At 39.5% G+C, this 24,502-nt stretch carries 23 protein-coding genes; 18 read left to right on the forward strand and 5 right to left on the reverse strand.

Annotation, left to right across the window (positions count from 1 at the left end; all coding sequences use genetic code 11):
• Positions 1–46 precede the first annotated feature (46 nt).
• The 5 genes from ABDZ53_RS01630 to rplS all read left to right on the forward strand — a co-directional run bounded on the left by ABDZ53_RS01630 (position 47) and on the right by rplS (position 3,957).
• Positions 47–292, forward strand: coding sequence for a KH domain-containing protein (locus tag ABDZ53_RS01630; RefSeq protein WP_343753313.1), 246 nt, complete (start codon positions 47–49; stop codon positions 290–292).
• 68 nt (positions 293–360) lie between these two features.
• A complete protein-coding gene (gene rimM / locus ABDZ53_RS01635) occupies positions 361–873 on the forward strand; it encodes a ribosome maturation factor RimM (protein WP_343753315.1) in 513 nt (170 codons plus the stop codon).
• The gene (gene trmD / locus ABDZ53_RS01640) at positions 870–1,610 is read left to right on the forward strand and encodes a tRNA (guanosine(37)-N1)-methyltransferase TrmD (protein WP_343753317.1); all 741 of its coding nucleotides are present in this window, start codon (positions 870–872) and stop codon (positions 1,608–1,610) included. Before rimM ends, trmD begins: the two co-directional genes overlap by 4 nt.
• A gap of 371 nt (positions 1,611–1,981) precedes the next feature.
• Positions 1,982–3,478, forward strand: a complete 1,497-nt coding sequence (locus tag ABDZ53_RS01645) for an Msr family ABC-F type ribosomal protection protein (protein ID WP_343753319.1) — start codon at positions 1,982–1,984, stop codon at positions 3,476–3,478.
• 125 nt (positions 3,479–3,603) lie between these two features.
• Positions 3,604–3,957, forward strand: a complete 354-nt coding sequence (rplS, locus tag ABDZ53_RS01650; RefSeq protein WP_343753321.1) for a 50S ribosomal protein L19 — start codon at positions 3,604–3,606, stop codon at positions 3,955–3,957.
• A 56-nt stretch (positions 3,958–4,013) separates the two neighbouring features.
• Here rplS and ABDZ53_RS01655 read toward each other — a convergent pair whose 3' ends face one another.
• Positions 4,014–4,610: a hypothetical protein gene (locus tag ABDZ53_RS01655; RefSeq protein ID WP_343753323.1), complete on the reverse strand. Its 597-nt coding sequence runs from the start codon at positions 4,608–4,610 to the stop codon at positions 4,014–4,016.
• Positions 4,611–4,828: 218 nt separating this feature from the next.
• On the opposite strand from ABDZ53_RS01655, the gene ABDZ53_RS01660 reads away from it, so the two are divergent.
• Entirely contained in the window at positions 4,829–5,314 is a 486-nt protein-coding gene (locus ABDZ53_RS01660; protein WP_343753325.1) for a hypothetical protein, read from the forward strand.
• Positions 5,315–5,329: 15 nt separating this feature from the next.
• Positions 5,330–5,749 carry an OsmC family protein gene (locus tag ABDZ53_RS01665; RefSeq protein ID WP_343753327.1) on the forward strand — a complete coding sequence of 140 codons (420 nt, stop codon included), beginning with the start codon at positions 5,330–5,332 and terminating at the stop codon, positions 5,747–5,749.
• A gap of 205 nt (positions 5,750–5,954) precedes the next feature.
• Here ABDZ53_RS01665 and ABDZ53_RS01670 read toward each other — a convergent pair whose 3' ends face one another.
• Positions 5,955–6,848 carry an SDR family oxidoreductase gene (locus ABDZ53_RS01670; protein ID WP_343753358.1) on the reverse strand — a complete coding sequence of 298 codons (894 nt, stop codon included), beginning with the start codon at positions 6,846–6,848 and terminating at the stop codon, positions 5,955–5,957.
• 179 nt (positions 6,849–7,027) lie between these two features.
• Between ABDZ53_RS01670 and ABDZ53_RS01675 the strand changes: the two genes are divergently transcribed.
• The 4 genes from ABDZ53_RS01675 (at position 7,028) to ABDZ53_RS01690 (ending at position 13,010) form a co-directional block, all read left to right on the forward strand.
• Positions 7,028–8,242: a tetratricopeptide repeat protein gene (locus ABDZ53_RS01675; RefSeq protein WP_343753329.1), complete on the forward strand. Its 1,215-nt coding sequence runs from the start codon at positions 7,028–7,030 to the stop codon at positions 8,240–8,242.
• An 84-nt stretch (positions 8,243–8,326) separates the two neighbouring features.
• Positions 8,327–9,046, forward strand: coding sequence for a SatD family protein (locus tag ABDZ53_RS01680; RefSeq protein ID WP_343753331.1), 720 nt, complete (start codon positions 8,327–8,329; stop codon positions 9,044–9,046).
• Positions 9,036–10,004 carry a hypothetical protein gene (locus ABDZ53_RS01685; protein ID WP_343753332.1) on the forward strand — a complete coding sequence of 323 codons (969 nt, stop codon included), beginning with the start codon at positions 9,036–9,038 and terminating at the stop codon, positions 10,002–10,004. The genes ABDZ53_RS01680 and ABDZ53_RS01685 overlap by 11 nt, the downstream gene beginning before the upstream one ends.
• A gap of 111 nt (positions 10,005–10,115) precedes the next feature.
• Complete coding sequence (locus ABDZ53_RS01690; protein WP_343753334.1) at positions 10,116–13,010, forward strand: insulinase family protein; 2,895 nt, start codon at positions 10,116–10,118, stop codon at positions 13,008–13,010.
• Between the two features lie 496 nt (positions 13,011–13,506).
• Here the strand turns inward: ABDZ53_RS01690 and ABDZ53_RS01695 are convergent, their stop codons facing one another.
• Both ABDZ53_RS01695 and ABDZ53_RS01700 read right to left on the reverse strand, forming a co-directional pair.
• Positions 13,507–14,937, reverse strand: a complete 1,431-nt coding sequence (locus ABDZ53_RS01695; RefSeq protein ID WP_343753336.1) for a leucyl aminopeptidase — start codon at positions 14,935–14,937, stop codon at positions 13,507–13,509.
• A 147-nt stretch (positions 14,938–15,084) separates the two neighbouring features.
• Positions 15,085–15,645 carry a hypothetical protein gene (locus tag ABDZ53_RS01700; RefSeq protein ID WP_343753338.1) on the reverse strand — a complete coding sequence of 187 codons (561 nt, stop codon included), beginning with the start codon at positions 15,643–15,645 and terminating at the stop codon, positions 15,085–15,087.
• A 231-nt stretch (positions 15,646–15,876) separates the two neighbouring features.
• Here ABDZ53_RS01700 and ABDZ53_RS01705 point away from each other — a divergent pair, with 231 nt between their 5' ends.
• The gene (locus tag ABDZ53_RS01705) at positions 15,877–16,746 is read left to right on the forward strand and encodes a pyridoxamine kinase (RefSeq protein ID WP_343753340.1); all 870 of its coding nucleotides are present in this window, start codon (positions 15,877–15,879) and stop codon (positions 16,744–16,746) included.
• A gap of 146 nt (positions 16,747–16,892) precedes the next feature.
• Entirely contained in the window at positions 16,893–18,014 is a 1,122-nt protein-coding gene (locus ABDZ53_RS01710; protein WP_343753342.1) for an RtcB family protein, read from the forward strand.
• Between the two features lie 23 nt (positions 18,015–18,037).
• Here ABDZ53_RS01710 and ABDZ53_RS01715 read toward each other — a convergent pair whose 3' ends face one another.
• Complete coding sequence (locus ABDZ53_RS01715; protein ID WP_343753344.1) at positions 18,038–18,808, reverse strand: NRDE family protein; 771 nt, start codon at positions 18,806–18,808, stop codon at positions 18,038–18,040.
• Between the two features lie 501 nt (positions 18,809–19,309).
• On the opposite strand from ABDZ53_RS01715, the gene ABDZ53_RS01720 reads away from it, so the two are divergent.
• The 5 genes from ABDZ53_RS01720 (at position 19,310) to ABDZ53_RS01740 (ending at position 24,254) form a co-directional block, all read left to right on the forward strand.
• The gene (locus ABDZ53_RS01720; protein WP_343753346.1) at positions 19,310–20,488 is read left to right on the forward strand and encodes an ABC transporter substrate-binding protein; all 1,179 of its coding nucleotides are present in this window, start codon (positions 19,310–19,312) and stop codon (positions 20,486–20,488) included.
• A gap of 385 nt (positions 20,489–20,873) precedes the next feature.
• The gene (locus tag ABDZ53_RS01725; RefSeq protein WP_343753348.1) at positions 20,874–21,506 is read left to right on the forward strand and encodes a CBS and ACT domain-containing protein; all 633 of its coding nucleotides are present in this window, start codon (positions 20,874–20,876) and stop codon (positions 21,504–21,506) included.
• A 208-nt stretch (positions 21,507–21,714) separates the two neighbouring features.
• Positions 21,715–22,281: a hypothetical protein gene (locus tag ABDZ53_RS01730; RefSeq protein WP_343753350.1), complete on the forward strand. Its 567-nt coding sequence runs from the start codon at positions 21,715–21,717 to the stop codon at positions 22,279–22,281.
• Positions 22,282–22,462: 181 nt separating this feature from the next.
• Complete coding sequence (locus ABDZ53_RS01735; RefSeq protein WP_343753352.1) at positions 22,463–23,194, forward strand: tyrosine-protein phosphatase; 732 nt, start codon at positions 22,463–22,465, stop codon at positions 23,192–23,194.
• Positions 23,195–23,225: 31 nt separating this feature from the next.
• On the forward strand, positions 23,226–24,254 hold the full coding sequence (locus tag ABDZ53_RS01740; protein WP_343753354.1) for a M42 family metallopeptidase: 1,029 nt from the start codon (positions 23,226–23,228) through the stop codon (positions 24,252–24,254).
• Positions 24,255–24,502 lie beyond the last annotated feature (248 nt).

Raw genomic sequence — 24,502 nt, forward strand, 5'->3', positions numbered from 1 at the left:
CTTTTCTTCATTTTTAATAATGAGCAATGTAAAGAAGGATGGTATTATGACTGATCAAGAAATGAGAGAGTTAATTAAGACTATTGTTGAACCTTTAGTCAGTCATCCCGATGATGTGTCATTAGATTTGAAGGATACTGATGAGTTTCACGAATATCTGTTATCTGTTCATCCCGATGATGTGGGACGTGTCATTGGAAAAAAAGGACGTATTGCTAAAGCTATCCGTGCGATCGTCTATAGTATCCAATTTGACGGTCCAAAACGTGTGCGTCTGACAATTGTTGATTAGTTAAAAGTGGGATGTCTCTTTGAGTGCATCCTATTTTTTTATGAAAAAATCGAGGAAGGAAGTCTGAAATGGAATATTTTGATGTTGGGAAAGTGGTGAATACTCACGGCATAAAAGGTGAAGTACGCGTCATTTCCATTACCAATACACCAGAAGACCGCTACTATGAAGGAGCGCCTTTAACATGGTTCGGTACCGACGGAAGCAAAGAAGAATTAACAGTGCGCTCTCACAGAGTGCACAAGAACTTTGACTTACTCACTTTTGAAAATTACTACAATATTAATCAAGTCGAGAAGTTTGTAGGAGGCATGCTCCGTATAAGCGAAGACTACTTACTGGAACTCCCTGACAACACCTTTTACATTCACGAAGTCATTGGCTCTCGAGTCATTGATGATACCGGTGAAGAAGTGGGGAAAGTCAAAGAAATTTTATCTCCTGGAGCCAACGATGTCTGGGTGATTCAACGTCAAAACAAAAAAGACTTGCTCATTCCTTATATTGAATCAGTCGTATTGGATGTTGACCTTGAAAACAAAGTCGTAACCATTCACATTATGGAAGGATTAGATGAATGAAAATAGATGTTGTCACACTGTTTCCTGAAATGTTTGATGGACCGCTGGGACACTCCATGGTCAAGCGAGCAATCGACAAGGAAGCTGTCGAGATTAATCGAGTCAACTTAAGAGCTTTTGGAAAAGGAAAGCATCAGCAAGTGGATGATACACCCTACGGGGGTGGAGCAGGGATGCTGCTTAAACCGGAGCCTTTATTTGAAGCGGTTGAATCAATTGAAGAGCGCCATCCAGATTCTAAAAAACGAGTCATTCTTATGGATCCGGCTGGAAAACCATTTAATCAGAAAATGGCAGAAGAGTTCTCTGAAGAAGAGCACTTAGTCTTTCTATGCGGGCACTATGAAGGCTATGACGAGCGCATTAGAAGCTTAGTGACGGATGAGGTCTCTCTAGGCGATTACGTCTTAACGGGCGGAGAACTGGCTTCTATGGTGATGATTGATGCGACCGTTCGTCTGCTTCCGGGTGTACTAGGGAATGCGGACTCTGCTGTCACTGATTCCCATTCAAGCGGGCTCTTGGAACACCCGCATTATACTCGGCCTGCTGAATATAAAGGCATGCGTGTGCCAGATGTTTTAACAAACGGCAACCACGCCTTAATAGACGAATGGCGCCACAAGGAGTCTTTAAAGCGGACGTTCTTGCGTAGACCGGACATGCTTGAAGGCCGGTCTTTTTCCAAAAAAGAAGAACAGTGGCTTGAAGAATTCAAAGCTGAAGAAAACAAATAAGGCATCCCTCATTCTTTTATAAAGAGTGAGGGCTTCTTTGTATTGAATTGATATGTGATGTATGATAAATTTAGAGATGAAAACAGATGAAAGGTCGTGTAGTGGTGGTTGGATCAATGAGATTACGGTAAGAATGGCAATAAAAAGCAGTTCAATTCTCGTTTTTGAATGGGCTTATTTGTCATGCTTATTTATCTTCATTGGGCACCGTCATGTTAACGGCACCTCCCTTTATTAAGAGAGGTTTGTTTTGCGACGCCTTAAATAGATGAATGACTGCAGATTGAAGCCGATGAGACTTTGACCTGCATTTTTTATTGCCAAAAATAACTAGAGTGCAATGGGAATAAAAAAATGCAGGAGTGAATGATATGCAAAATTTAGTATTAGAATTAAAACAGGTTGAAAAAAATTATTTGAGTAAAGAAGTCTTAACTATAGAGGATTTAAAAGTCTATGAAAATGAAAAGATTGGTGTTGTAGGGGCGAACGGCGAAGGAAAAAGCACGCTGCTCAATATTATTGCTGGAGTGGAGCAAGCCGATACGGGTCAAGTGAATCGACTGATTGACTTTAAGTATTACAAACAAATGGAAGACGTCCTTTCTTACGATTACACTCAAGTGGATCCCGAGTATTTATCTCGACTCGGTGTTCCAGCACATGCGGCAGAACACTTTAGCGGCGGGGAGCAGACACGCTTGCGCTTAGCGGAGTACTTCTCTACCTATTCCTTTGGTCTGTTAATGGACGAGCCGACGACTCATTTGGATACGGAAGGTATTCAATTTTTGATAGATCAATTGAAATACTATTATGGGACACTCATTGTTGTCAGTCACAACCGTTACTTTTTAGACGAAGTGGTGGATACCATATGGGAAGTGGATGCTGGGAAAGTATGTGTTTACAGTGGAAACTATACTGCTTATAAAGAGCAAAAAGAAGCCGAGCGTCTGGAACAAGAGAAAGCGTACAATCAATTTGTAAAAGAAAAAACCCGTTTAGAACAAGCGGCAAAAGACAAGCAGCAACAAGCGAATAAATTGAGTCAAGTCAGTTTGAAACAGAAGAACAGAGCGATTAAGCCCGATCGCTTGTCTTCATCCAAACAAAAAGACACTGTCCAAAAAGCAGCGCATAAAGCAGCCAAAGCTATCGAGAAACGAGCTGAGCAACTGGAGTCCGTTGATAGGGTAGAAGAAGAGAGGGGCATACAGTTCCCTCAGCCAAAAAGTCTGGACATTCATAATCCCTTTCCGATTATGGCAGAAGACCTATCTCTATCTTTTGATGGGAAAGAACTGTTCAAAGAGACTAGTTTTCAGTTTCCACTTGGAAAACGCATAGCGATTACGGGTCCTAATGGTTCTGGAAAGTCCACCTTGTTAAAGGCTATAGTGAATGAGTCAGAAGGGATAACCCTTTCCAATAAAATCGTCTTTTCTGTATATAAGCAATTGGATTATCAGTTAAACGTAAATAAAACCGTATTAGAGTATTTAAAACAGGATTCTCTTTTTGAAGAACCCGTTATCAGAAGTGTGTTAAATAACTTAGGTTTTAAGCAAAACGAAGTGATGAAGAAACAGGCAAAAGACTTAAGTGGAGGAGAAGCCACACGACTGGTTATTGCCAAACTTTTTACTGATCCAAGTAATGTTCTGGTTTTGGATGAGCCGACGAACTTTATAGATGTGCAGACGATTGAAGCATTAGAGCGGTTGATGAAGAGCTATAAAGGAACTATTCTATTTACCTCACACGACCACTATTTTGTTGAACATGTGGCTGACCAGGTATGGCGTATAGAAGACAAACAATTGAAGTTAGTTGATTACGAATTACAAGAAAAAAATAAGAAATAAAGCAAAAGTCCTTTACATGCTTTTTCGAATATGATAAAGTTAATAGTCGAGTGGGAAACTACTCGTATTAGCAATATTCCGCTGGGACAAGCACCTATGAATGTTGTGCGAGAGGAGAAGAAGAAATGAATCCATTAATCGAAGAAATCACAAAAGAACAGTTACGTACTGATCTTCCAGATTTTCGTCCTGGAGATACGGTTCGTGTACACGCTCGTATCGTTGAGGGTGAACGTGAACGTATTCAGTTATTTGAAGGCGTCGTAATTAAACGTCGTGGAAAAGGAATTAGCGAAATGTACACTGTTCGTAAAATTTCTAACGGTGTTGGCGTTGAGCGTACGTTCCCAGTACATTCACCACGTGTTGCAAAACTTGAAGTAACTCGTCAAGGTCGTGTACGTCGTGCTAAATTGTACTACCTACGCAACTTACAAGGAAAAGCAGCTCGTATTCCTGAACGCGTACGTTACAATTAATTTGAACACTTTAAAAGCTTGTGCTCTCTTTTTAGAGAATACAAGCTTTTTTCTTTTTACAATAAATGCTGAAGGACCAGCTTCCATTGATTGTTTTCTTTTTGCAGTTCTACCCATCTAACGGATTGAAAAGATCCAATGGATACACTGATTTCCACGACAGCTTGATCACCTGTTTCATTTTCTTCTAATAGGGTGAGGGTATCATAGTAGCGAAAGTCTAAAACTGATTCTTTTTCATTATGACTTAAATCACTCGTATAAAACTGTTCTGTAAAGTCAGAATAACCGGACAATCTTCCGCCGTCATAAGTTATAGCATAAATGGTTTCCATATCATCTGTAACAATCGATTCAAAGTAGAGGAGAACCACTTTTTCTGGTGAGAAATCTTTTAAATAATCGATATCTCTTTCTTTTAAAAACAATTGGTATTGATGAAGCTCTTGGTCAGTCAAGTCGTTTAAATATGAGAATGCCTCAGATTCTTTCGAGAGTGTTTCAAATTTGGCTAACTCCTGGTTCAGGGTGGCTATTTCTCTTGTTAAGGCTGCAATCTCTTCGTTGGAACTGCCTTCTTGAGTGTTTGTGGCAGTACAGCCTGACAGCAACAAAAGAATGAAAGATAGATTGATGATGGCTAGTTTAGTCATTGTTTTCCTCCTCTTTGCTATTTGTTCTATATGTACAAGAGTAGTATATATGAATGCGCTTCATTTGAATAGAGGGTATAGTGAATTATTTAATAAATGAAGCCCGGTAACAATTTATTGTCAATATTAGTCGGATACTTAAATCAGTAAGCGTTTTATGTTATAATGAACCTTGTGTGAGAGAAAAGACTATACTTTATATTATTGGAGGATTTTTAATGAGCAAAATTACAGACAATTTTAGATATTTAGCACAAGATAGAAAGATTCAATTTAAAGAAAGAGAGGTCAAAGCCCCTCTTCGTAAAAAAGACGGATCTGAAGTGGAACAAAAACAACTCGTTTTCCAAACCGCTTTAAGAGTGAATAACGAAAAAGCAGTCGCATGTGGTGTAATCATTCACGACGCTGAATCACCACGAGTAAACTATCAAATCACTTACAACAAAATTGGTTACGTGACTGACCGCAACAAAATGCCTGAAATTACAACACAGTTAAATGACTTAAATGCTATGCGTTCAGGTTACTACCGCTTTGTTATTTCTGGAGATGGTGAGATCATCATGCGTCATCTAGGGATTACTGGTGAAGACGTGGGTCCTATGATGGATGTTTTCGTATATGGTGGTCGTATTTTAGGAACTTTACTACCAGAATTAGCTAAAATTGAAGGAATAGACGTTTCTCAAGCAAAATCTTAAGAAAAGAGGGCGTATATGTCTGATTATTTGTATGAAACTGTGATTCATAACAGTGATGGGGTAGACGGTGTCGCGTACGTTGAAGGCGAAAAAGAGCTGAGTGTTGTGACTTCTAGCCCAATGAACGACTTACCAGGTACCAATCCTGAACAACTTTTTGGATTGGCCATGACGACGTGCTTAAATGCGACAATTCAGTCTTTACTAAAAGGACGTGGCTTAACGAACAAAAGTCATGTCAGTGCCAAGATTCAATTGAAAAGAGAAGACAGCGGCGTCGGCTTCTTTTTCGATGTCTCCCTTTCTGCTTCAATTGAGAACATGGAGTTGGACGAAGCGAAAAAAATGATAGAGTCAGCTGAAAAACGCTGCCCAGTAGCTAAGCTTACCCATGGATCCCAAACGATTCATTTGGAGACCGTTCCTTATAAATAAAATAAGCTCTCTGCCTTTGTGTTGTTGTGTAAACACAGAGACAGAGAGCTTTATCATTTTGCCCGAAAGCTTCATTTTTTAAATTAAATTAAAGTTTGGTACTACTTAAGGCAGAAATTCTTTCTTTAACTGGTAACCAACTCAGTTTAGTTACTACTTTAGCCAATATTTTTTCTTTAAATGGTAACTAACTCCATTTAATCTCCTACAAACTAATCGGTTTTCCACCGGTTACCCCGTAAATTTCACCTGTGACATAGCTGGCTTCATCAGAGGCTAAGAAGACATAGACTGGAGCCAATTCAACCGGTTGTCCAGCTCGTTTCAGCGTACTGTTTTGTCCAAATTCTGGAATATCTCCGTCTAACTTACCGTTGTCCAGCTGCAATGGAGTCCAAATAGGACCAGGTGCTACCGCATTCACACGAACGCCTTTCTCTCCAAAGTATTCAGATAAGGCGACTGTAAAGTTACTAACAGCACCGTTTGTAGCGGCGTAATCCAGTAGACTCGTACTAGGGGAGAAGGACTGAACGGAAGTCGTAGTCGTAATGGTGCTTCCTGGTTTCAAATACTTCTCTGCCGCTTTAACCGTTTCATACATACTGATTATATTAATCTTAAATGTATCTTCAACCTGTTTCATCGTTAGATCTTCTAGTGATGGTTGAGCAATTTGCTGAGCCGCATTTAAAATCAAAGCATCCAATGCGCCGAATGCTTCAACTGTTTTTTCAACAATTTCCGTTGCTGCGTATTCATCACGCAGATCATAGGGAAGGAGAAGGGCTTTTCTTCCTTCTTTTTCAATGATATCTTTCACTTCTTCAGCATCTGCTTCTTCTCCAGGTAAGAATTGAATCGCCACATTCGCACCTTCTCGTGCGTAAGCAATAGCCGCTGCTCGTCCAATTCCGGAATCGCCACCTGTGATTAAGGCATTGCGTCCTTCTAAACGGTTATATCCTTTATAAGACTCTTCACCGCAATCCGGTACGGGGTTCATATCTTTCTGAAGAGCCGGAGTGTTCTGTTCTTGATCGGGAAACTTCTCCGTATAATACTTCTTACGTGGATCATTTAAATGTGAATCTGTCATCATTTATCTCTCCTCATAAATTTTAGTACGATCTGTTTAAAGTATAGCAAGACCGATTAGGTGAGACTACTCAAACGCCTTGAGAACTTTCTCTCAAAAAGTATTGATGATACCAGAGAAAAAAGGTTATACTGAAAGAAATTGCAAGAAATAAGAATCGGTAAAGGAGTATAACACCCATGACCCATGATCGAGATATAGTCAGGAACGCTCTACAGCAGTTTATACAAGAGCACGGGGATATGTTTCCATCTCCGGAAGACGCCTTTCATTACTTCATGAGAGAATTTAATATGAGTGAGCATCATCCTGGAGCCCTTAATTTTGAACAGTCAGACCCCTTCTTACAATCCCTGGAAACATTCCAGGAAGCTATGAATGCCACTTCTCAATCAAAGAGAAATCTATTAATAGATCAAGCACTGGAATTATGGCCAAATAACTGGCACATCCACGCTTATCAGTTAATGACGAGTGAATCGATTGACTTGACTGACCTCATAGATAAGTATGAAAAGTTAGAAAGAAAAGCTTATAACGAGACCTGGAAAACAAGCTCTAAAAGAGAAGATATTGAAGTGGATGCTTACTTGAATATTAAGAAGCATTTTTCAGATATTTTATTTGAATGTGGTCTACTGGATAAAGCCCAGAAGCATTACGAAGAACTTCTTCGCATGGATAAAACAGATACAGCCAGAGCGCGCTATAAGCTGCTGGCTATTTACGCTCGTAAATACGACTGGAAAAATGCATGGAAATTTTATTTGAAAGTGGATGAGGCGGAATCAGACGACCAGATCCTTCTTCCAATTATCATATTGGCTATTTTAACTGGACGGTTAGAAGTCGGTTTAAAACTTTTCAAGCAATTAATGGAAGTGAATCCGGATGTGTCTTATTTATTTGAAGAAGAAAATGAGTGGCCTTATCCAGATATTCTTGAGTCTAATGATGTCTTAAGCGAGCGGTTTGCCCCTTTCTCATATGACAGTCTGCTGTTGTCGCTATATGACCTTTTACCCTTGCTGTATGATAATCTTTATCTGTATGAGACATTAATAAAGGCCTACGACCAATCGGATACCCAGTCAAATGAACAGACCAATAGTCAGAGTATCTTTTTGAAGCTTATGCGCGTAGAAGAAGAAATAGCCCCGCCTTTTTTAACGGAAAAAGTGAGGATGAATCTCTTTAGTATGCACAGTCAAGACGAATCTAACCCTCTCAGAAACATAGGAGTAGGGCAAATCCGTTTACTCATTCAAAATCATTTACAAACTTACGATGATTTTTTAAAGAAAACAGAAGCTCAAGTGAAAAGCATCCGAGGAATCGGACCCGTTACAATTAAAAAATTAAAAGAAAATAACGTGCGATTTAAAGACTCTTAACTTTTATAAACCATATTTAGTTGATGTTTGCTTTTCAACCGAATATGGTTTATACTGGTTTTACAACGAAAAAGGGGTGAGAGTATGTCCGACCAGTTAAAAATCACACTTATTGCAGATATGATCGCATCGAGAAAAATGAAAGAAAGGGGGCAAACTCAAGTCCTCTTGCAATCTATTCTAGATTCTATTAACGCTAAGTATAAAGACGATATAGAAACAGATTTCACGATTACATTAGGAGATGAATTTCAAGGCATGGTTACATCCGTGGAAAAAGCCTTCCTTTTTGTAGATCTCATTACTCTTCAATTGCAGCTGATGACCAAAAGAGACATAGGGGAAGAAATACATTTAAGATGGGGGATTGGAATAGGCAAATTAGCGACACCAGTACAAGAAAATGGCTACAGCATCGGGATGGATGGTCCAGCCTTCTGGCACGCAAGGGAAGCCGTCGAATCGGTTCGCAGACACAATGATTATGGTCGGTTAAATGAAAAAATACTAACGGGAACAGAAGACGAACACTTTTACAATAGTATCATAAGGATACAGAATGTCATTCGAAACGAGTGGACAACCACTCAAAAAGAAACCGCTTATTCTATTTTAAAGGCGTTTCACTATAGTGACTGGACAAACCAGGAAGTCAAGGATGTCTTGAATACAGATTTAAATCAGCACTTTTCGGATCAAACCATCAGTAAACGCATTATCTCAACCAACATTAAACAATATACATCATCTAGACAATGGCTAGCGAAGCACATTGAAGAATGGAGAATGGCACATGATAATTGAAGCATTACTGGCTCATGTCATCGGTTCTTTTTATTTTCGGTCTCAAAAATCGCATTATACGTGGGGGGTTATCTTTACTTATTTCGTCATACAGGTCGTCATTGATTCAAATCATTACTTGGAATGGCTAATCTATTCTCTAGGATTAATCGTATGGCATGGCGTATATGAAGGCACTCTCAAACCATCAATCCATCGTTTCTTAGATACTATCCGTCTCAATGAGCAGCATCCGTTGTTTAGCCTGTACATATCGAATAAACAAAGTGTTCTATTCTTAATCGACCATGCGCTGACCTTGTTATGGCTCCTCCTATTGCAAAACCTGACGCGTGGGTTCGACACTATAGCGCCTATCCTCCTATTTGTGCTCTTTGTATTAGTTCTTTTATATAAAATATCCAGAAACTTTAGAGACTACCGCTGGAGAAGGGTTTTACAAGAAGGCGCATCTTTATTGATACTGGCTTCACTGACCATTATTGTCTTTGATTTAATCATACATGCCTTAGAAGTGTACAGACCGTACTCTTTGCCTCCTCATGTCTTTGCGGCTCAATCCGCTTACTTTATATGGGTGAGGGGAGCACTTGTGTTAACCTTACTGATGCGGCCCGCTAATCAGGTCATTCGAACACTCAGTTCCAAGTATGACCCTAAAGTGAGACACAAAGCCACTATTCAGGGCACAGGAGAGCAAACTCAGGATACTACTCAAGAGGCGGGCTTCAAGGGCGCCGGGGCTATGATTGGGAATCTAGAACGGCTCCTTATAATAATCTCCTTTTTCTTTGGAAGCTTGGTATCTGTCGTCGCTATTTTATCCATCAAGGCATTCGCCCGATATAAACTCATTGCAGAAGATCCTTATTTTTCTGAATACTTTGTGATTGGGACCATGCTTAGCGTTCTCCTCACACTAGGCTGTTATGTCTTGTTCTTAGTCCTGGTTGTATAAATAGGAATATTTTTACATTTTTATCACTCAAGAAGTCGTTTTCATGTTATCATGAGTATTAGTTTAAAATAGCATTAAATTATAAATAGAAGCAAAGGATGGGAATACTATATGGTGTTTAAGACATTAGAAACACAGGAATTACCAGATATTCAATCTGTTGGAACCATTTATGAGCACGAAGAAACAGGGGCACGCGTGCTGCACCTGAAAAATGATGACTCGAATAAAGCCTTTACTATCGGCTTTAAAACACCGCCTTATAACGATAACGGGATTGCTCATATCCTAGAGCACTCTGTTTTAAACGGGTCAAAGAAATACCCTTCAAAAGAACCGTTTGTAGAATTAATTAAAGGGTCATTGAACACATTCGTCAATGCGATGACTTTTTCAGATAAAACCATTTATCCCGTAGCATCCACTAACCAGAAAGATTTCATGCATTTGATGGGCGTTTACTTAGATGCTGTTTTCCAGCCTTTATTATACAATGACCCTCAAATTCTAGAACAAGAAGGCTGGCATTACCATTTAGAAAATGTAGAAGATGACCTGATTTACAAAGGCGTCGTCTACAATGAAATGAAAGGAGCGACAGCTTCTCCTGAACGTCAAGTCTATAACCAGTTAACCAGACAACTGTACCCAAATAGTGTCTACGCTCATGAATCAGGTGGCGATCCCAAAGCCATTCCAAGTTTAACACAAGAAGAATTTATCGATTTCCACCAAAACTACTATCACCCTAGTCACTCTCTGACTATTTTATATGGAGACTTAGATTTGGACGAAGCCTTTAACGCCTTAGAAGAATACTTCGGTGGAATGGGCAGAAACGAGAAAGAAACGCGTTTGGATTTTGAAATAACAGAACCTGCTGAAACAGACTTCACCGGTACGTATTCGATTACAGACGGTGATAATCCGGAAGGAAAAGATTATTTAGCACTAAGCTGGCATGTCAATGAACCCGATAACGCACTCGACAGCTTTGGACTGAAAGTACTCGAAGAAATTTTATTCGGAAACAACCAGTCTCCTTTGAAAAAAGCCCTTCTGGATGCAGAAATAGGAGGCGACATTGATGGTGATGCCGATGAGATAGGCTTCCCGACTGCCTTTACGATAATGGCAAAGTATTCAAGCGCTGATAAGATGGATGCCTTCAAACAAGTGGTTCAGGACACATTAGAAAAGCTAGTCGCTGACGGAATAGACCAGGAACTGATTGATGCGGCTTTAAATAAAATTACTTTTGAAACAAAAGAAGCAGCTATCTCAGAAGATAACCCAAGAGGCGTCTTGTATGCTATTACTTCTCTCAGCACGTGGCTATACGATAGAGACCCGTTTGTGAACTTGAAGTTCTCAGGGTATTTAGAAGAATTAGCACAGAAAGCTAAAGAAGGCTACTTTGAGAATCTGATTAAGGAAAAATTTTTATCGAATGCGAAACGCGTGGCTGTAACCCTAACGGCTGAGCCAGGAAAAAGCGATCGATTAGAAGCAGAAACGCATGAAAAATTACAAGAGTACAAAGCCACACTTTCAGAAGAAGAGTTAAATCAGATGGTCTCTAAAACAAAAGAATTAATCAAGCGTCAGGAAACACCTGATAAGCCGGAAGACTTGGCGAAAATTCCTACTCTTAAACGAGAAGATTTGAATACAGAAGCAGAAGAATACCCTATTGAGACGTTAAATTTAGGGGAACAGACTCACTTCTATCATACGGATCAGTTTACAGCCGGTATTGATTACGTCAATCTGTATTTTGATATTAAAGATATTCCTGCAGAAGATTATCCTTTACTCAGCTACTTAAGCAGCTTATTAGGTGAGTTGGCAACAGATAAGTATGATGCAGCTAAATTACAGACTCAAATAGACTCACACACAGGTGGAATTTACGGAAGTCTTGCTCTATACGAAGATAAAGACAAGCAAATTAAGCCTTACTTTGTCTTACGCGGGAAAGCTCTCGAGTCTTCATTTGATGACTTAATGGATTTAATGAAGGAAATCATGGCTCATACTCAGTTTGACGATACCAGTGAGTTACTGAAAATTACGCAGCGTTTAATTTCTAATTTTGAAAATAAAATTAATTACAGAGCGCATGCTTTAGCCGCCAGCCGAGCTTTAAGCCAGGTGAAGGCATTAGCTAAACTGGGTGAGCTGACTGATGGAATTGATTACTTCAATTACCTGAAATCTGTCCGTGATGAGCTTCGTGCAGAATCCCCATCTGACTTGCCTGAGCAATTGGTTGGGGCACTCAAACGCCTGCTCAATAAGAACCGTTTAAACGTTCTCTACACTGGTGGTAAAGACCGCGTAGAAGAGGTCAAAGCTAAAGTCCAATCGGCTTTTGATAACTTGCCAAGTGAGCCTTTAGGTTTGCCGGCAGAGATTCAAACAGGGGAGAAACAGAATGAAGCTTACGTGACCGCTCAGGATGTGAACTATGTTGCGGCTGGAGCCGACGCAGATGGTATTTTAGACTATAATGGGGCAGCGAATGTGTTATCGACTGCTTTCCGTTACGATTACCTTTGGAATGAAATCCGCGTGAAAGGTGGAGCCTACGGGTCATTGTACAACCACAAGCGCAATGGCAGTTTTGCACTTGGTTCATACCGCGATCCAAACATTTCCAATACCTTGACTGTTTATAAGAACTTACCAGAATTTGTTGAAAACTTAGAGCTGTCTGAAACGGAATTACTGAAATACATCATTGGAACAATGAGTCCATTAGAACAGCCTAAATCAGCTTTCAGCAAAGGGTTAACTGCTTTCAGTCGTTTGAATACAGGTTTGACAAAAGACGATATTGTTCAGTTAAAAGAAGAGATTTTAGCCACTGACTCAAGCAAATTGAATGCTTTACATGAAGATTTTGCTCAAGTCATGGATAACAGTACCGTTGTTGTCATTGGGAATAAAACACAAATCGATAAAGAAAAAGACTTATTCGATAAAGTCTTTGAACTCTATTAAAATAATTCAGTAAGAGACGAGCGCTTTTCCTTCAGTAAGAGGGGAGAGCGTCTCTTTTTATGTTCATCTATCAGAGTATAGGAGTCCAATTGTGACAGTTTTAAAAAAAGTTTCTTTTTCGAGTGCTTATCCTTTACTTTTGAAGTAAGCGGTGCCATAATAAGGGTGTAACAAAGGAGAAGAAGCGGCACTTTAGTTTTTAGTCAAAAGCAAGTGAAGATAAAAATTAAGAAATAGGTTAGGAAGTAGTTACCAAAGAGTCAATCATAATCAACACAAGAAACACGGTTCATTATGCTTTACGCAATGGAAAAAGCAACATGTCAATTAATTTAAAGGCAACATGTCAAAGCAAGACTTCTTTCAAATGAAATACCTGCCGCTTCGCTCCTTGTTTTCTCCTTAGCCTTACGCTTCAATCAACACCTGTAAGGCTAAGCTATTCAAAAAAGAGTTCCCTAGTTTTCACAATAGGGAACTCTTTCTTTTTATTTATTTAGTAACGTTTAACAAATTCATATAACGTCTTAACTGGGACACCTGATGCTCCATCCGGCAAGTATTTATGTCCTTTTCCAGAAGAAGAGGTTCCGGCGATATCTAGGTGAATCCAAGGTGTGTCTTCAACGAAGTGTTCTAAGAAGGCGGCTGCAAAGATAGTTCCGGCTCCAGTCGGATTTGTCGCAATATTGACTAAGTCTGTTATTTTACCTTTCGTCTGTTCTCTAAACTCATCATTGATAGGTAACTGCCACATGTCTTCGCCCGTCTCTTTGGAAACAGAGTGGAAGGTATCTAGGAGTTCCTGATTATTCGTCATCGTTCCTGTAATGTTCTTCCCTAAAGCAGCCACGACTGCACCCGTTAATGTCGCTGCGTCCACAATACAAGACGAGTTCAATTCTGTAGCGGCATAGTATAACCCATCAGCTAAAATCAAACGGCCTTCAGCATCCGTATTCAAGACTTCAATAGTGGATCCTTTAAGGGATTCAATAATGTCTCCGTTTTTCGTTGCATCTCCAGCTATCATGTTTTCGGTAGCAACCACAACAGCGATAACGTTCTTTTGAACTTTATTCTTTGCTAAAGCGTACACTGTTCCAATCATAGATGCCGCGCCAGCCATATCCACTTTCATATTGGCCATCCCTTTGGCATTCTTCAAAGCGTACCCGCCACTATCATACGTGACCCCTTTACCAACAAGTGAAACAGCTGGTTTATCCTCGCCAAGAGGCAAGTACTTCAAGAGGATTAAACGCGGTTCTTTAACAGAAGCTTTTGAAACAGCTAGAAGAGCTTTCATGCCCATTTCTTCTAACTGAGCTTTATCATACACTTCCACTTGAACATCTGTCTCTTTAAACTTCTCAACCACTGTATCTGCTAAAGTTTCCGGATACAAATCATTAGCTGGTGTATTCGCTAAGTCACGCGTCCAATTCACTCCTGCCAGAACATGAGTGGCTTCAGAGATAAGGTCTTCCACATTGGAAAGGTCCGTCGAAAGAGACACTTCTTTTAAAGCGTGTTTGGATTTATCTTTCTTATATGTATCAAAAGCATAATCCGCTTGTAATACCCCTTCAACAACTGCTTTAACTGTCGCTTCGGCATCCACTTGACCAAACGCTTTCACTTCCACGTTTACTTTTTCAACTTTCAACTTATTCAGTTCCTTAGCTGCTGCGTGAGCGGCTTCAACTAAACGATCGCGTGTGACGTCTTTCTCTTCACCCACACCGACTAAAACGACATTTTCGCTCTTTGGTCCCACATTAGTATAAACGGATTTTAGTTTACCCTTATAATCTAAAGTAGAAGAGAGGTAATCGGCTACCTCAGGTGATACCATATCCAGTGACTGGTTCTCTAAAACGAAATGAACCGTCACATCGTGCGTTGCATGTGTTGTAAATTGCATCTGTCAGTCTCCTCACTAAATATTCATTCATTTTTAATACTTACTAATCAGAATAGCACTAATGACATAAAAAGGCTAGAGTCTAAAAGAGACTATCTGCAAAAAAATAACTGCCTCTAATGAAGAGACAGTTATTTTTATTCCTCTTTAATCATAAGTGACATCAAAGATATGGCCGGTTTCTCCATCTAAATCAATCTGAATGGTCTCTTGGCCGTTTCTAAAATGAAACTCCCATTTCAAGAGTCGCCCGTATCCTTCCAGCTCGCATTTATAAAAATCAGACTGAGAGATTTCTTCCTGTACTTTAGCCAGAATAACATCAAAAGGGAGAACGTCCTTTAAACTGATTGCTTCTCTAGCTAAACCGACCCCATCTTGTTTGCGGTCCGGCAATAAGGTCATGCTGCGTTCAAGAAGACGGTGATCAGACAAGTCAATTTTAATTTCATAGCTATTTTCCACATCAATGCCTTTGATCTTAATTAAATAATCATTGTATTTATTTGAGTAGTCGACTTCAATCTTACGAATGGCCGCTTTAGGGAAGGTTTCATAAAACAGCACTAAAGCATGACTGATGGCTAACTGCATATCGCTTCCAGAATTGGTCAATAAGGCGTGATCTCTTTCGCTATCCAACTGTGAAGGGCCGGCACCTGCATCTGCTTGAAAATAGAGTGGCAAAAAATGTAAAACATGAAACATGACAATCCCTCCTTCATTCTATATGACACCTTTATTATACCAAAAGAAGTGACAGACACCCGGGTATAAGACTATTGCTATAATTATTTGCTTTCAGTTTTAAAAAAACAAAATGCCTTTTTAATTTTCAGGTGTCAGGAAGGCTATTAAGTGTTAAAATAGAAAAAGAGGTAATTGCTAGAAGAAAGAAAAATAGTGATTATACTAAATGAAATTGGAGTTGATTGAAAAGTGAGTGAACACGTATTAGTCATTAACGATTTACCAGGCATTGCAAAGGTTGCCGGTATGTCAAATCTGCCTTTATTGGAAGCAGCGCAGTTTGAGGTAGCTTTACTCCCTACCTTAATTTTATCCACACATACAATGGGGTATCCCGGTTTAGTGAAACACTATTTAAATGAATCCTTTGATGAGATATTGAATCACTGGAAAGAATTGGATACGAAATTCTGTGGAACTTTAACAGGTTATTTTGCAGATAGTAAGCAAATCACGACTGTCATCGATTACTTAGAATCCATCGATTACGATATGCCTGTGGTAATTGATCCTATTATGGCAGACTTCGGAAAACTATATGCTGGCTTTAGTGAAGATTTTCCCGAAAAGTTCCGTAAATTAGTCAAATACGCAGATGTGATTGTTCCGAATTTAACAGAAGCGTGCTTAATTACGGATTATCCTTATTCAGATGATTTAGGACCGAATGATTATCCAGTTATTGCTCAACGCTTAGTGGACTTAGGTGCCAAACATGTCGTTTTAACAAGCATATATGAAAACGAAGAAAATAAGGATGAAGAAACAGGTTACTATGTTTATGCCGAAGGGACTGAGCCTTACTACCATACTCATGGCAAGGAACAGACTTGGTTCAAAGGCGTAGGGGACATCTCTGTCAGTTTAATAACAGCTTATTATCTACTGGGTGAGACGGTTAAAGATGCTGTGATTAAAAGTTCTGATTACATTGAGCAGTCTATCCAACACAGTTTAAACGTTAAGCGTGATCAAAAATTAGGCATTTATTTCGAGCCAATCATTCCTCAATTCGCACAGGAAATTGATCAATTAAGAAAACAATTAGATAACAATTAACAGGCAGTCCCTTCTTCATTAATAATGGAGAGGGGCTTTTTCTATCCATCTATATCTGGAGCCGCAGCCAGCCCTTCCCATTGACTAGCCTAAACTTGAAAGGGTACCATATAGATGAGTAGAAGAAGAAAAGAGGAGACTAAGAAATGGGTAAGCAAGTCGTTTTAAAAGGCGCAGTTAATACAGCAACGGTTTATACCGATCAATTCGACAAAGAGTTGGAGAAACAAATCATCCAGTTACTCAATGAACCCTTTGTTGAAGGAGAAACCATTGCGATTATGCCTGATACACATATAGGAAAAGGAGCCGTTATCGGGACAACCATGACGACTCGCAACAAAAAAGTGAGTCCTAATTTAGTTGGGGTTGATATTGGGTGCGGTATTATGGTGACCAAATTAAAAGACGGGCCGTTTTCCAAATCCGATTATATGAAGCTGGATCAAGTCATCAAAGAATATGTCCCTTCTGGTTTTCAAGTCAATAAACGAACAGAACGCTTCAACCGTTTAAATGACTTAACCTTTAAATTAAAGAAAAAGCAGCGCATCATGCAGTCTATCGGTTCATTAGGTGGAGGGAATCACTTTATCGAGCTGGCTAAAAACGAAAAGGATGAGTTTTATCTGGCGATACATTCGGGCTCTCGTAGTTTGGGGCTCACAGTGGCTAATCATCACCAACGTTTAGCAAAAGAGCTCTGTTTAAAAAAGGGAGAACAGCCGAAGGTGAACGCTCCTGCTTTGGCTTATTTGGAGGGGACACAGCTAGAGGATTATTTGAATGATTTGTATATTGCCCAGGAGTACGCCCATCAAAATCGCTTGCGCATGACGGAGAGGATTATTCAGCACATGGGCTGGACGGTATCTGATCAGTTCGACTCCGTGCATAATTACATTGAGCCAGAAAAAGGGATATTGAGAAAAGGGGCGACGGATGCTTCTGAAGGAAAACGACTGATTATTCCTTTGAACATGCGGGACGGGTCGATTATCGCTAAAGGGAAGGGGAATCCCGCTTGGAATCACTCCGCTCCCCATGGGGCAGGGCGTGTGCTGTCCCGATCGGCTGCAAAAAAAGAGTTGTCTTTCGAGTTTTTCCAAGCGACGATGAGTGAGGTGTATTCCACTTCTGTTAAAAAAGGGACGTTGGATGAGGCACCGATGGCTTACAAAGAAGCCAAAGATATTATTGATAACATTGGGGACACGGTAGAGATTTTAGAGCTGATTAAACCTGTTTATAATTTTAAAGGCCATTAAAGGGACTCGACGCACTTACATTGTTAACGGGCTAATTTCAGCGTTTTCTCGGTTGTTTCTATTTCACCGGCAGTATCGTACCGCATTTCTTTAACGGTTACATGACCGGATTTATGAACGAGAAAGACGGTGGTATTCACTGTTCCAAATGTATCTCCATCGATAAATATGGATGAATTATCTTTAGCCATCTCGTAAGAAATTTCTTTAGGGAAGTGAGTTAAGTCTTCGGCCTTTTGAGTGTCTTTAAAGTATTTAATGAGATCATCCGGATTCGGTTCTGGATAGTCTTTTAAATACCCACCGATAAGGTCAAGAGACCGGTCCATTCGGTGCTGGCTTAAATCATCACTCGTGTTGCTAACCGAGTGGAGACCCGGTTTGAACTGGCGGTGGGAGTCTGTCGCATTAGAATACACATGAAGTTCATTGACTGTCCCGAACACGATTTGAAAGCTATCGTATTTGAATCGGTTTTCTTTTACATATTTCAAAAAATCACTAGGAGAGTCCGTGCCTGATAAATAATCTTTCACGAGCTTCCCTCTGGAGTAAGAGTCTTTAATAGACGGGAAGTCATCAAATGGGCGGTTAGTCATCGAAGCAAAACGAACCGAGTTTGTTATACCGGACCATGTGCCTCCACGCAAGACATCGCGCCCAGCTAAAATGTCTGGGTAATCCTCCCAAAAATGAATCGGAAGACTGTCTCTTTCATAGGCTTCATCTCTATTTTGAACAATAATTAAAGGGTAATTTGAATTTTCCTGAATGCTAATGGTTACGATACACACGTTCGATTCCTCCTTCTTATGAGTACCTTATTATCATACCATACGTCTTCAAACTTACTAATAGGAATAGAATTCACTCTGTTGAATGGGGAGTTCATTAGTCAAACAAGGAGTGAAAACGTGTTCTTTAAAAAACTTTGATTTATCTCTTGCATTTTAAGAGAGAGTTCTATAATATGAATTTAATCCAATTTTAATTTAGGGAGGGGCCGGTTCACATGTTTATCAATCAACCTATTCATACAAACGTTCAACCTGGCTCTGCCCAGACGAATCAAACACAAAATTTATTATTATTATTAGTTAAGTAGGATTCTGCCAAGCACGTATTGGAGGAGTCCTATTTCTGTTATTTACAGAGAGGCTCCTCCTACTTAACTCGTAAGACCATGAGGGGAGCCCATTTCCAGGGTTCCCCTCTTTTTTTGTGTTTTTAAAGGAGTGTGTAAAAGGAAGTCGTTTAAGTGGGTAAGACTAATTAAAACATAGGAGGAAATGAATATGAAAAAGATCATTGCAAGTTTGGGTATTGGAGCCACGCTATTTATAGCAGGGTGTGGAAATGGAACGGACGGCGAACAGGAAGCGGCAGCGGGTAACGGGTCAGATGAGGTCATTAAGATAGGGTCTTTGTTTGAATTAACCGGTTCGGCAGCTGAGTATGGGCAATCCATGAATGAGGCAGTCCATATGGCTGTCGAAGAAATAAATGCAGCCGGTGGCATTGATGGGGTTCACATTGAAGTGGTCGAAAGAGATATTGCTTCTGATGAATCGCAAGCGGCACAGGGGGCCATGGCCATGACATCTGATGAGGGAATATCCGCTATTATTGGACCAGCCTTGACTGGGACCTTGCAGGCAGCCATCCCTTCAGCCAATCAGAACCAGGTTGCCATTATTAGTCCTTCCGCAACAGATGATGGGGTTCTTCAAGATACTAACGGAGAGGTTCATCCGTATGCCTATAGAACGTCCTTCACCAATTCTTTTCAAGGCGGTGCACTCGCACTGTTTTCAAATGAAGAACTTCAAGCTTCAAAAGCGGTTATTTTCTCTGATAATTCCAGCGACTACGCTCAAGGCTTGACGGAAACCTTCCAGCAGGCTTTTGAAGGAGACGTCGTATCCATTGAAAACTTTACAGCCGATCAAACGGATTTCAGTGCGACTTTAACCAATATTGCGACCATGGACTTTGATGTTTTGTATGTACCGGGCTACTACGAACAAGCGGGTCCTATAGTGAAGCAGGCGAGAGAAATGGGTATTGATCAACCGATTATTGGTCCTGATGGTCTAGGCAATCAGCGCTTTTATGAGTTGGCTGGCATGGAGAATATGAATGATGTCTATTACACATCGCATTTTGCGGTTGAAAGTGAAGACCCAGAGATTCAATCCTTTGTGGAAACCTATGAAGAAGCAACTGGAAACCAACCGGATATGTTTACGGGTTTAGCTTATGACGCCGTTTATATTGTGAAAGAAGCGATTGAAAGAGCCGGGTCAACCGATTCCTTTAAAGTGAATGAAGAAATAGAAGCGACAGAAAACTTTGCAGGAGTCACGGGCACTTTTTCCTTTGATGACAATCACGATCCGGTTAAGACCGTTAGTATTATCGAAGTTCAAAATGGAGAACCTTCAGCTATTCACGAAGTCGATCCCAATAAATAAATTTTCTTTCAAAAAATAGCGCCATTTCAGAGTTTGATGATAAGATAATGAGAAATATATTAAAAAAGGGTTGCAATCCATTTTATTTGCGTCTATAATGATGGCAGTCAAAGAAATGGAGGGGAAAAAGATATGCATTCACAAGTTGAAAGGGTTCAGAACTTACATACTCATAGGGATGAAACCGTACGTGTGTCTTTTTCTTCTCTTTTTTCTCATTCAGTCATTATTATTATTGTGTAGTCAGGACTCTTCCAAAAAGGAGGGTCCACTTCGTTATGGAGTAGGGCTCACACAATGAGACAAGCCCTAATCAATTATAGGGCTTGTCTTTTTTTATTTTAATGACGGAATAAAATTTGATAAATATTTAGGAGGGTAAAGAATGAACGTTGGGCACTATATGACGAAAGACGTTGTCACAGTAACCTCTGATGTCAAATTAGCAAAAGCGATAGATATAATGGATCGGAATCAGTTTCACCGACTTCCTGTCGTAGATGATGGCGAATTTGTCGGTTTAATTACCGAGCAACTGATTGCTGAGAACTCCCCATCACATGTTTCGAGTTTGAGTATTTATGAAATGAATTATCTTTTTGATAAGGTCAGAGTAAAAGATATCATGATTAAAGATGCGGTGACCGCAACGCCTGATATGTTAATTGAAGCTGCAGCGGTGCTCATGTCAGAGAAAAACATCACGGTTTTACCCGTATTAACCCCTTTGAAAGAAGTCATTGGCATCATTACGCATAAAGATATTTTCAAAGCACTCATTGATTTAACAGGGTATCAAGAGGATGGGACACGCGTCGTGATTGAATTGCCTGAAGATAAGATTGGTATTATCGCAAGTCTTTCTAAAGCATTGGCTGATCAGCAGATCAATATCACTCACATGTTTGTCAGACGTCCTAGTAACCGGGTGGAATTGACGATTCAAACAGATGGCCTTAAGTCATACCGGACAAAGCAAACCATTGAAAAACTAGGTTACACTATTGTACATGAATAATCCTCAACAATCAGGCAAATTTTAAGCTAAAGAGGCAGGCATTAAAAGTCTGTCTCGCTTTTTTATTCTAGTTGATAGAAAAGTCGATTTATCTACTACTCCAGCTTTTTAATTAAAGCCTCTAACCGGCTCTTTTAATTCACCTTTCAGGCCTCACAATTTATGCTATACTAAATCTATTAAGGATGGAAGAAAGGGATTTATAGGGATGACAGATTTAACAACTATACTTGAAAAAAATCCATGGGCCAAAGAGTACTTATTTTTAGATCCAGATTTGATTGAAGGCGACATTATCTTTGAAGCAAATCTGACTAAATTTACTGTATTTGTGCAAGCCATGAACGAAACCATTGAAAATAAAGAAACAGAATGCGCTTATTATCACTTACCGGAGCATCCAGCTATCTTTGAGTTGTTAGCGGTCTTTAAGGTCATGCTTCAATACGAAACGGCTACAAATGAACAAAGAGATTTATTTTTTCAATCCTTGAGTACTTTTTTAGATGAAGAGACACGTAAAGGGCGTAGCTTGGATTCTGTATTTGAAGACAAAGATGCGATAGCTTTAAGCCGCTTATATCAGGTCACTGATGAAGAATGGGCCAAGAAGTACATGACTTGGATTTTAGCTGACTTAGGAGCCATTAGTTTAACTTCTGGCCCGGATGTGTTTGGGGCCAACGAGAGTGCCTATACGACACTTAATTTTTTGAAAGAAGCCTCTCACGGAAAATGGCGACCACAAATGCATTTCACAAAAGACAGTGATTAATCATAAATGGATAAAGGATGGTAGGAATGATACCTACCATCTTTTTTGTATGCACGAAAACTTAAAAATTCACCTTTCAATCTAGTCATTAGATAAGAACAATGCATTGAGAATATGTTATGATAAAAAAGTGTCCAAAGAAAAAAAGACACAGCAAAGATTTCAAAAGGAGACTATAAATATGATAGATATCCATACGCATTTAATACCAAATGTTGATGATGGTGCAGACTCTGAGGAAGAAACTATCTGTTTAGCTAAGGCAGCGATAGAGGAAGGGATTCACCATACTATTTTAACCCCTCATCACAACCTAAATTGGTTTAAAAATGAAAAAGACAAAGTTATTAATCTAACTAAAAAAGTGGAAGAGATTTTAGAAGAGGCTAATGTTCCCTTAAATGTATCACCCAGTCAAGAAATTCGTATGAACGAAGAATTTATTGATGAACTATTAGCTGGAAATTACTTGCCTTTAGATAAAGAAGGAAAATACTATTTAGTCGAATTTTCATGGGGTGATTTCCCGTCATTTGGGAAAGATTATCTACAGCAAATGCTAGATCATGACATTATTCCTATCATTGCGCATCCTGAACGCCAAAAAGCCTTTCTAGAAGACGCTAACCTCTTAAAAGAATTGATTGATATGGGGTGTCTATCGCAAGTGACTGCGACATCCATTGTAGGAGGGTATTCTGAAAGAGTCAGACAAGCTGCTCACGATATGATGCAAGCCAATCTCATTCATGTGATTGCTTCAGATGCTCATAACGTGACTGAACGTCCGTTTAATTTTGCCTCTGCATTAAAAGTTTTGGAAGAAGAGTATTCTAGTGATTACAAAGAGTATCTTGTTTCAAATGCAGAAAAGATTATTCATAGTCAACAAATAGAAACCTTTAAAAAATAATTACTTGTAAAAGATAGGAGCAACTGACACTATGTTTAATAAAGAAGAAACTGTTTCATTTTTAAAAGAAATTCTTTCCATTAATAGTCCGACTGGTTATACGCAACAGGCCATTAAGTTTTTAGAAAAGTCGCTTGAAGAGGTGGGCTATGAAACTGAGCGTACACCAAAAGGAAATTTGCTTGTTAAAGTAGAAGGCAAAGATACTTCTATAACAAGAGGGTTAAGTGCCCATGTCGACACTCTTGGCTTGATGGTGCGTTCCATTAATAGTGATGGGACACTTGCTTTAACCAAACTGGGCGGACCTTTAACCCCCACTTTAGATGGCGAATATTGTGATGTCATCACGCGAACAGGTGAAACGTACACGGGAACTATTTTATCCAAGTCTCCCTCTATTCATGTATTTAAAGATGCTTCTACGAAACAGCGCGATATTGACAATTTAATCGTCAGACTGGACGAGCGAGTAGAAAACAAAGAAGATGCTCAAAACTTAGGCATACAAAATGGCGACATCATTGCTTACGATCCTAAAGTAGTCGTCACTGAATCTGGCTTTATTAAATCACGCTTTTTGGATGATAAAGCCTCAGTTGCGATTCTCGTCAGTTTACTTAAAGATATGAAAAAGCACTCTCTTCAGCCTTCTACTAATCTAACTTTTATCTTCTCAACATATGAAGAAGTAGGACACGGAGCGTCCTGGATACCTGAAGACATTACTGAGTTATTGGCAGTCGATATGGGCTGTATTGGTGATGACTTAGACTGTACAGAATTCGATGTCTCTATTTGTGCCAAAGACTCATCTGGTCCTTATGATTACGACCTGACCACGCGCTTAATTAACTTTGCAAAAGAAAGCGAGCTAAACTTTGCGGTGGATATTTACCCAATGTACGGGAGCGACGCATCAGCTGCATTAAAAGCCGGGGCTAATATTAAAGCAGCGCTTATTGGGCCAGGTGTCTCTAGTAGTCATGGAATGGAACGCACTCATACAGACGCTATCGAAAATACGTATGAACTGCTTCTTAAATATATTCAAAATTAAGTCTATCAAGGATTGACAAGCCATAATAAAATAGCTGATAATTAAGACACTACTTCATGTAAATGAGGGAGTTTCTATTTGTATAAACCGTTTTATTTTTAAAAGTCTTAACTTTCTCGTACACTTGATATATAAAGCAAAAAACAGTCATTTCTCTGTTTAGCTCACTCATTTTTTTAGGTAATGCCAAAAGTTCTATGAAAAATCAGATTATTCCTGTTCGAAGGTATGATATTCCCAAATAGGAT

The sequence above is a fragment of the Alkalibacterium iburiense genome (assembly GCF_039521845.1).
Lineage (GTDB): Bacteria > Bacillota > Bacilli > Lactobacillales > Carnobacteriaceae_A > Alkalibacterium > Alkalibacterium iburiense.

Coding starts and splice junctions, on each gene's coding strand:
- trmD (WP_343753317.1), top strand. CDS start 870: ATGAAAATAGATGTTGTCACACTGTTTCCTGAAATGTTTGATGGACCG.
- ABDZ53_RS01740 (WP_343753354.1), top strand. CDS start 23,226: ATGTTTAATAAAGAAGAAACTGTTTCATTTTTAAAAGAAATTCTTTCC.
- ABDZ53_RS01690 (WP_343753334.1), top strand. CDS start 10,116: ATGGTGTTTAAGACATTAGAAACACAGGAATTACCAGATATTCAATCT.
- ABDZ53_RS01710 (WP_343753342.1), top strand. CDS start 16,893: ATGGGTAAGCAAGTCGTTTTAAAAGGCGCAGTTAATACAGCAACGGTT.
- ABDZ53_RS01685 (WP_343753332.1), top strand. CDS start 9,036: ATGATAATTGAAGCATTACTGGCTCATGTCATCGGTTCTTTTTATTTT.
- ABDZ53_RS01660 (WP_343753325.1), top strand. CDS start 4,829: ATGAGCAAAATTACAGACAATTTTAGATATTTAGCACAAGATAGAAAG.
- rimM (WP_343753315.1), top strand. CDS start 361: ATGGAATATTTTGATGTTGGGAAAGTGGTGAATACTCACGGCATAAAA.
- ABDZ53_RS01680 (WP_343753331.1), top strand. CDS start 8,327: ATGTCCGACCAGTTAAAAATCACACTTATTGCAGATATGATCGCATCG.
- ABDZ53_RS01725 (WP_343753348.1), top strand. CDS start 20,874: ATGAACGTTGGGCACTATATGACGAAAGACGTTGTCACAGTAACCTCT.
- ABDZ53_RS01735 (WP_343753352.1), top strand. CDS start 22,463: ATGATAGATATCCATACGCATTTAATACCAAATGTTGATGATGGTGCA.
- ABDZ53_RS01695 (WP_343753336.1), bottom strand. CDS start 14,937: ATGCAATTTACAACACATGCAACGCACGATGTGACGGTTCATTTCGTT.
- ABDZ53_RS01670 (WP_343753358.1), bottom strand. CDS start 6,848: ATGACAGATTCACATTTAAATGATCCACGTAAGAAGTATTATACGGAG.
- ABDZ53_RS01675 (WP_343753329.1), top strand. CDS start 7,028: ATGACCCATGATCGAGATATAGTCAGGAACGCTCTACAGCAGTTTATA.
- ABDZ53_RS01645 (WP_343753319.1), top strand. CDS start 1,982: ATGCAAAATTTAGTATTAGAATTAAAACAGGTTGAAAAAAATTATTTG.
- rplS (WP_343753321.1), top strand. CDS start 3,604: ATGAATCCATTAATCGAAGAAATCACAAAAGAACAGTTACGTACTGAT.
- ABDZ53_RS01720 (WP_343753346.1), top strand. CDS start 19,310: ATGAAAAAGATCATTGCAAGTTTGGGTATTGGAGCCACGCTATTTATA.
- ABDZ53_RS01665 (WP_343753327.1), top strand. CDS start 5,330: ATGTCTGATTATTTGTATGAAACTGTGATTCATAACAGTGATGGGGTA.
- ABDZ53_RS01630 (WP_343753313.1), top strand. CDS start 47: ATGACTGATCAAGAAATGAGAGAGTTAATTAAGACTATTGTTGAACCT.
- ABDZ53_RS01730 (WP_343753350.1), top strand. CDS start 21,715: ATGACAGATTTAACAACTATACTTGAAAAAAATCCATGGGCCAAAGAG.
- ABDZ53_RS01700 (WP_343753338.1), bottom strand. CDS start 15,645: ATGTTTCATGTTTTACATTTTTTGCCACTCTATTTTCAAGCAGATGCA.
- ABDZ53_RS01655 (WP_343753323.1), bottom strand. CDS start 4,610: ATGACTAAACTAGCCATCATCAATCTATCTTTCATTCTTTTGTTGCTG.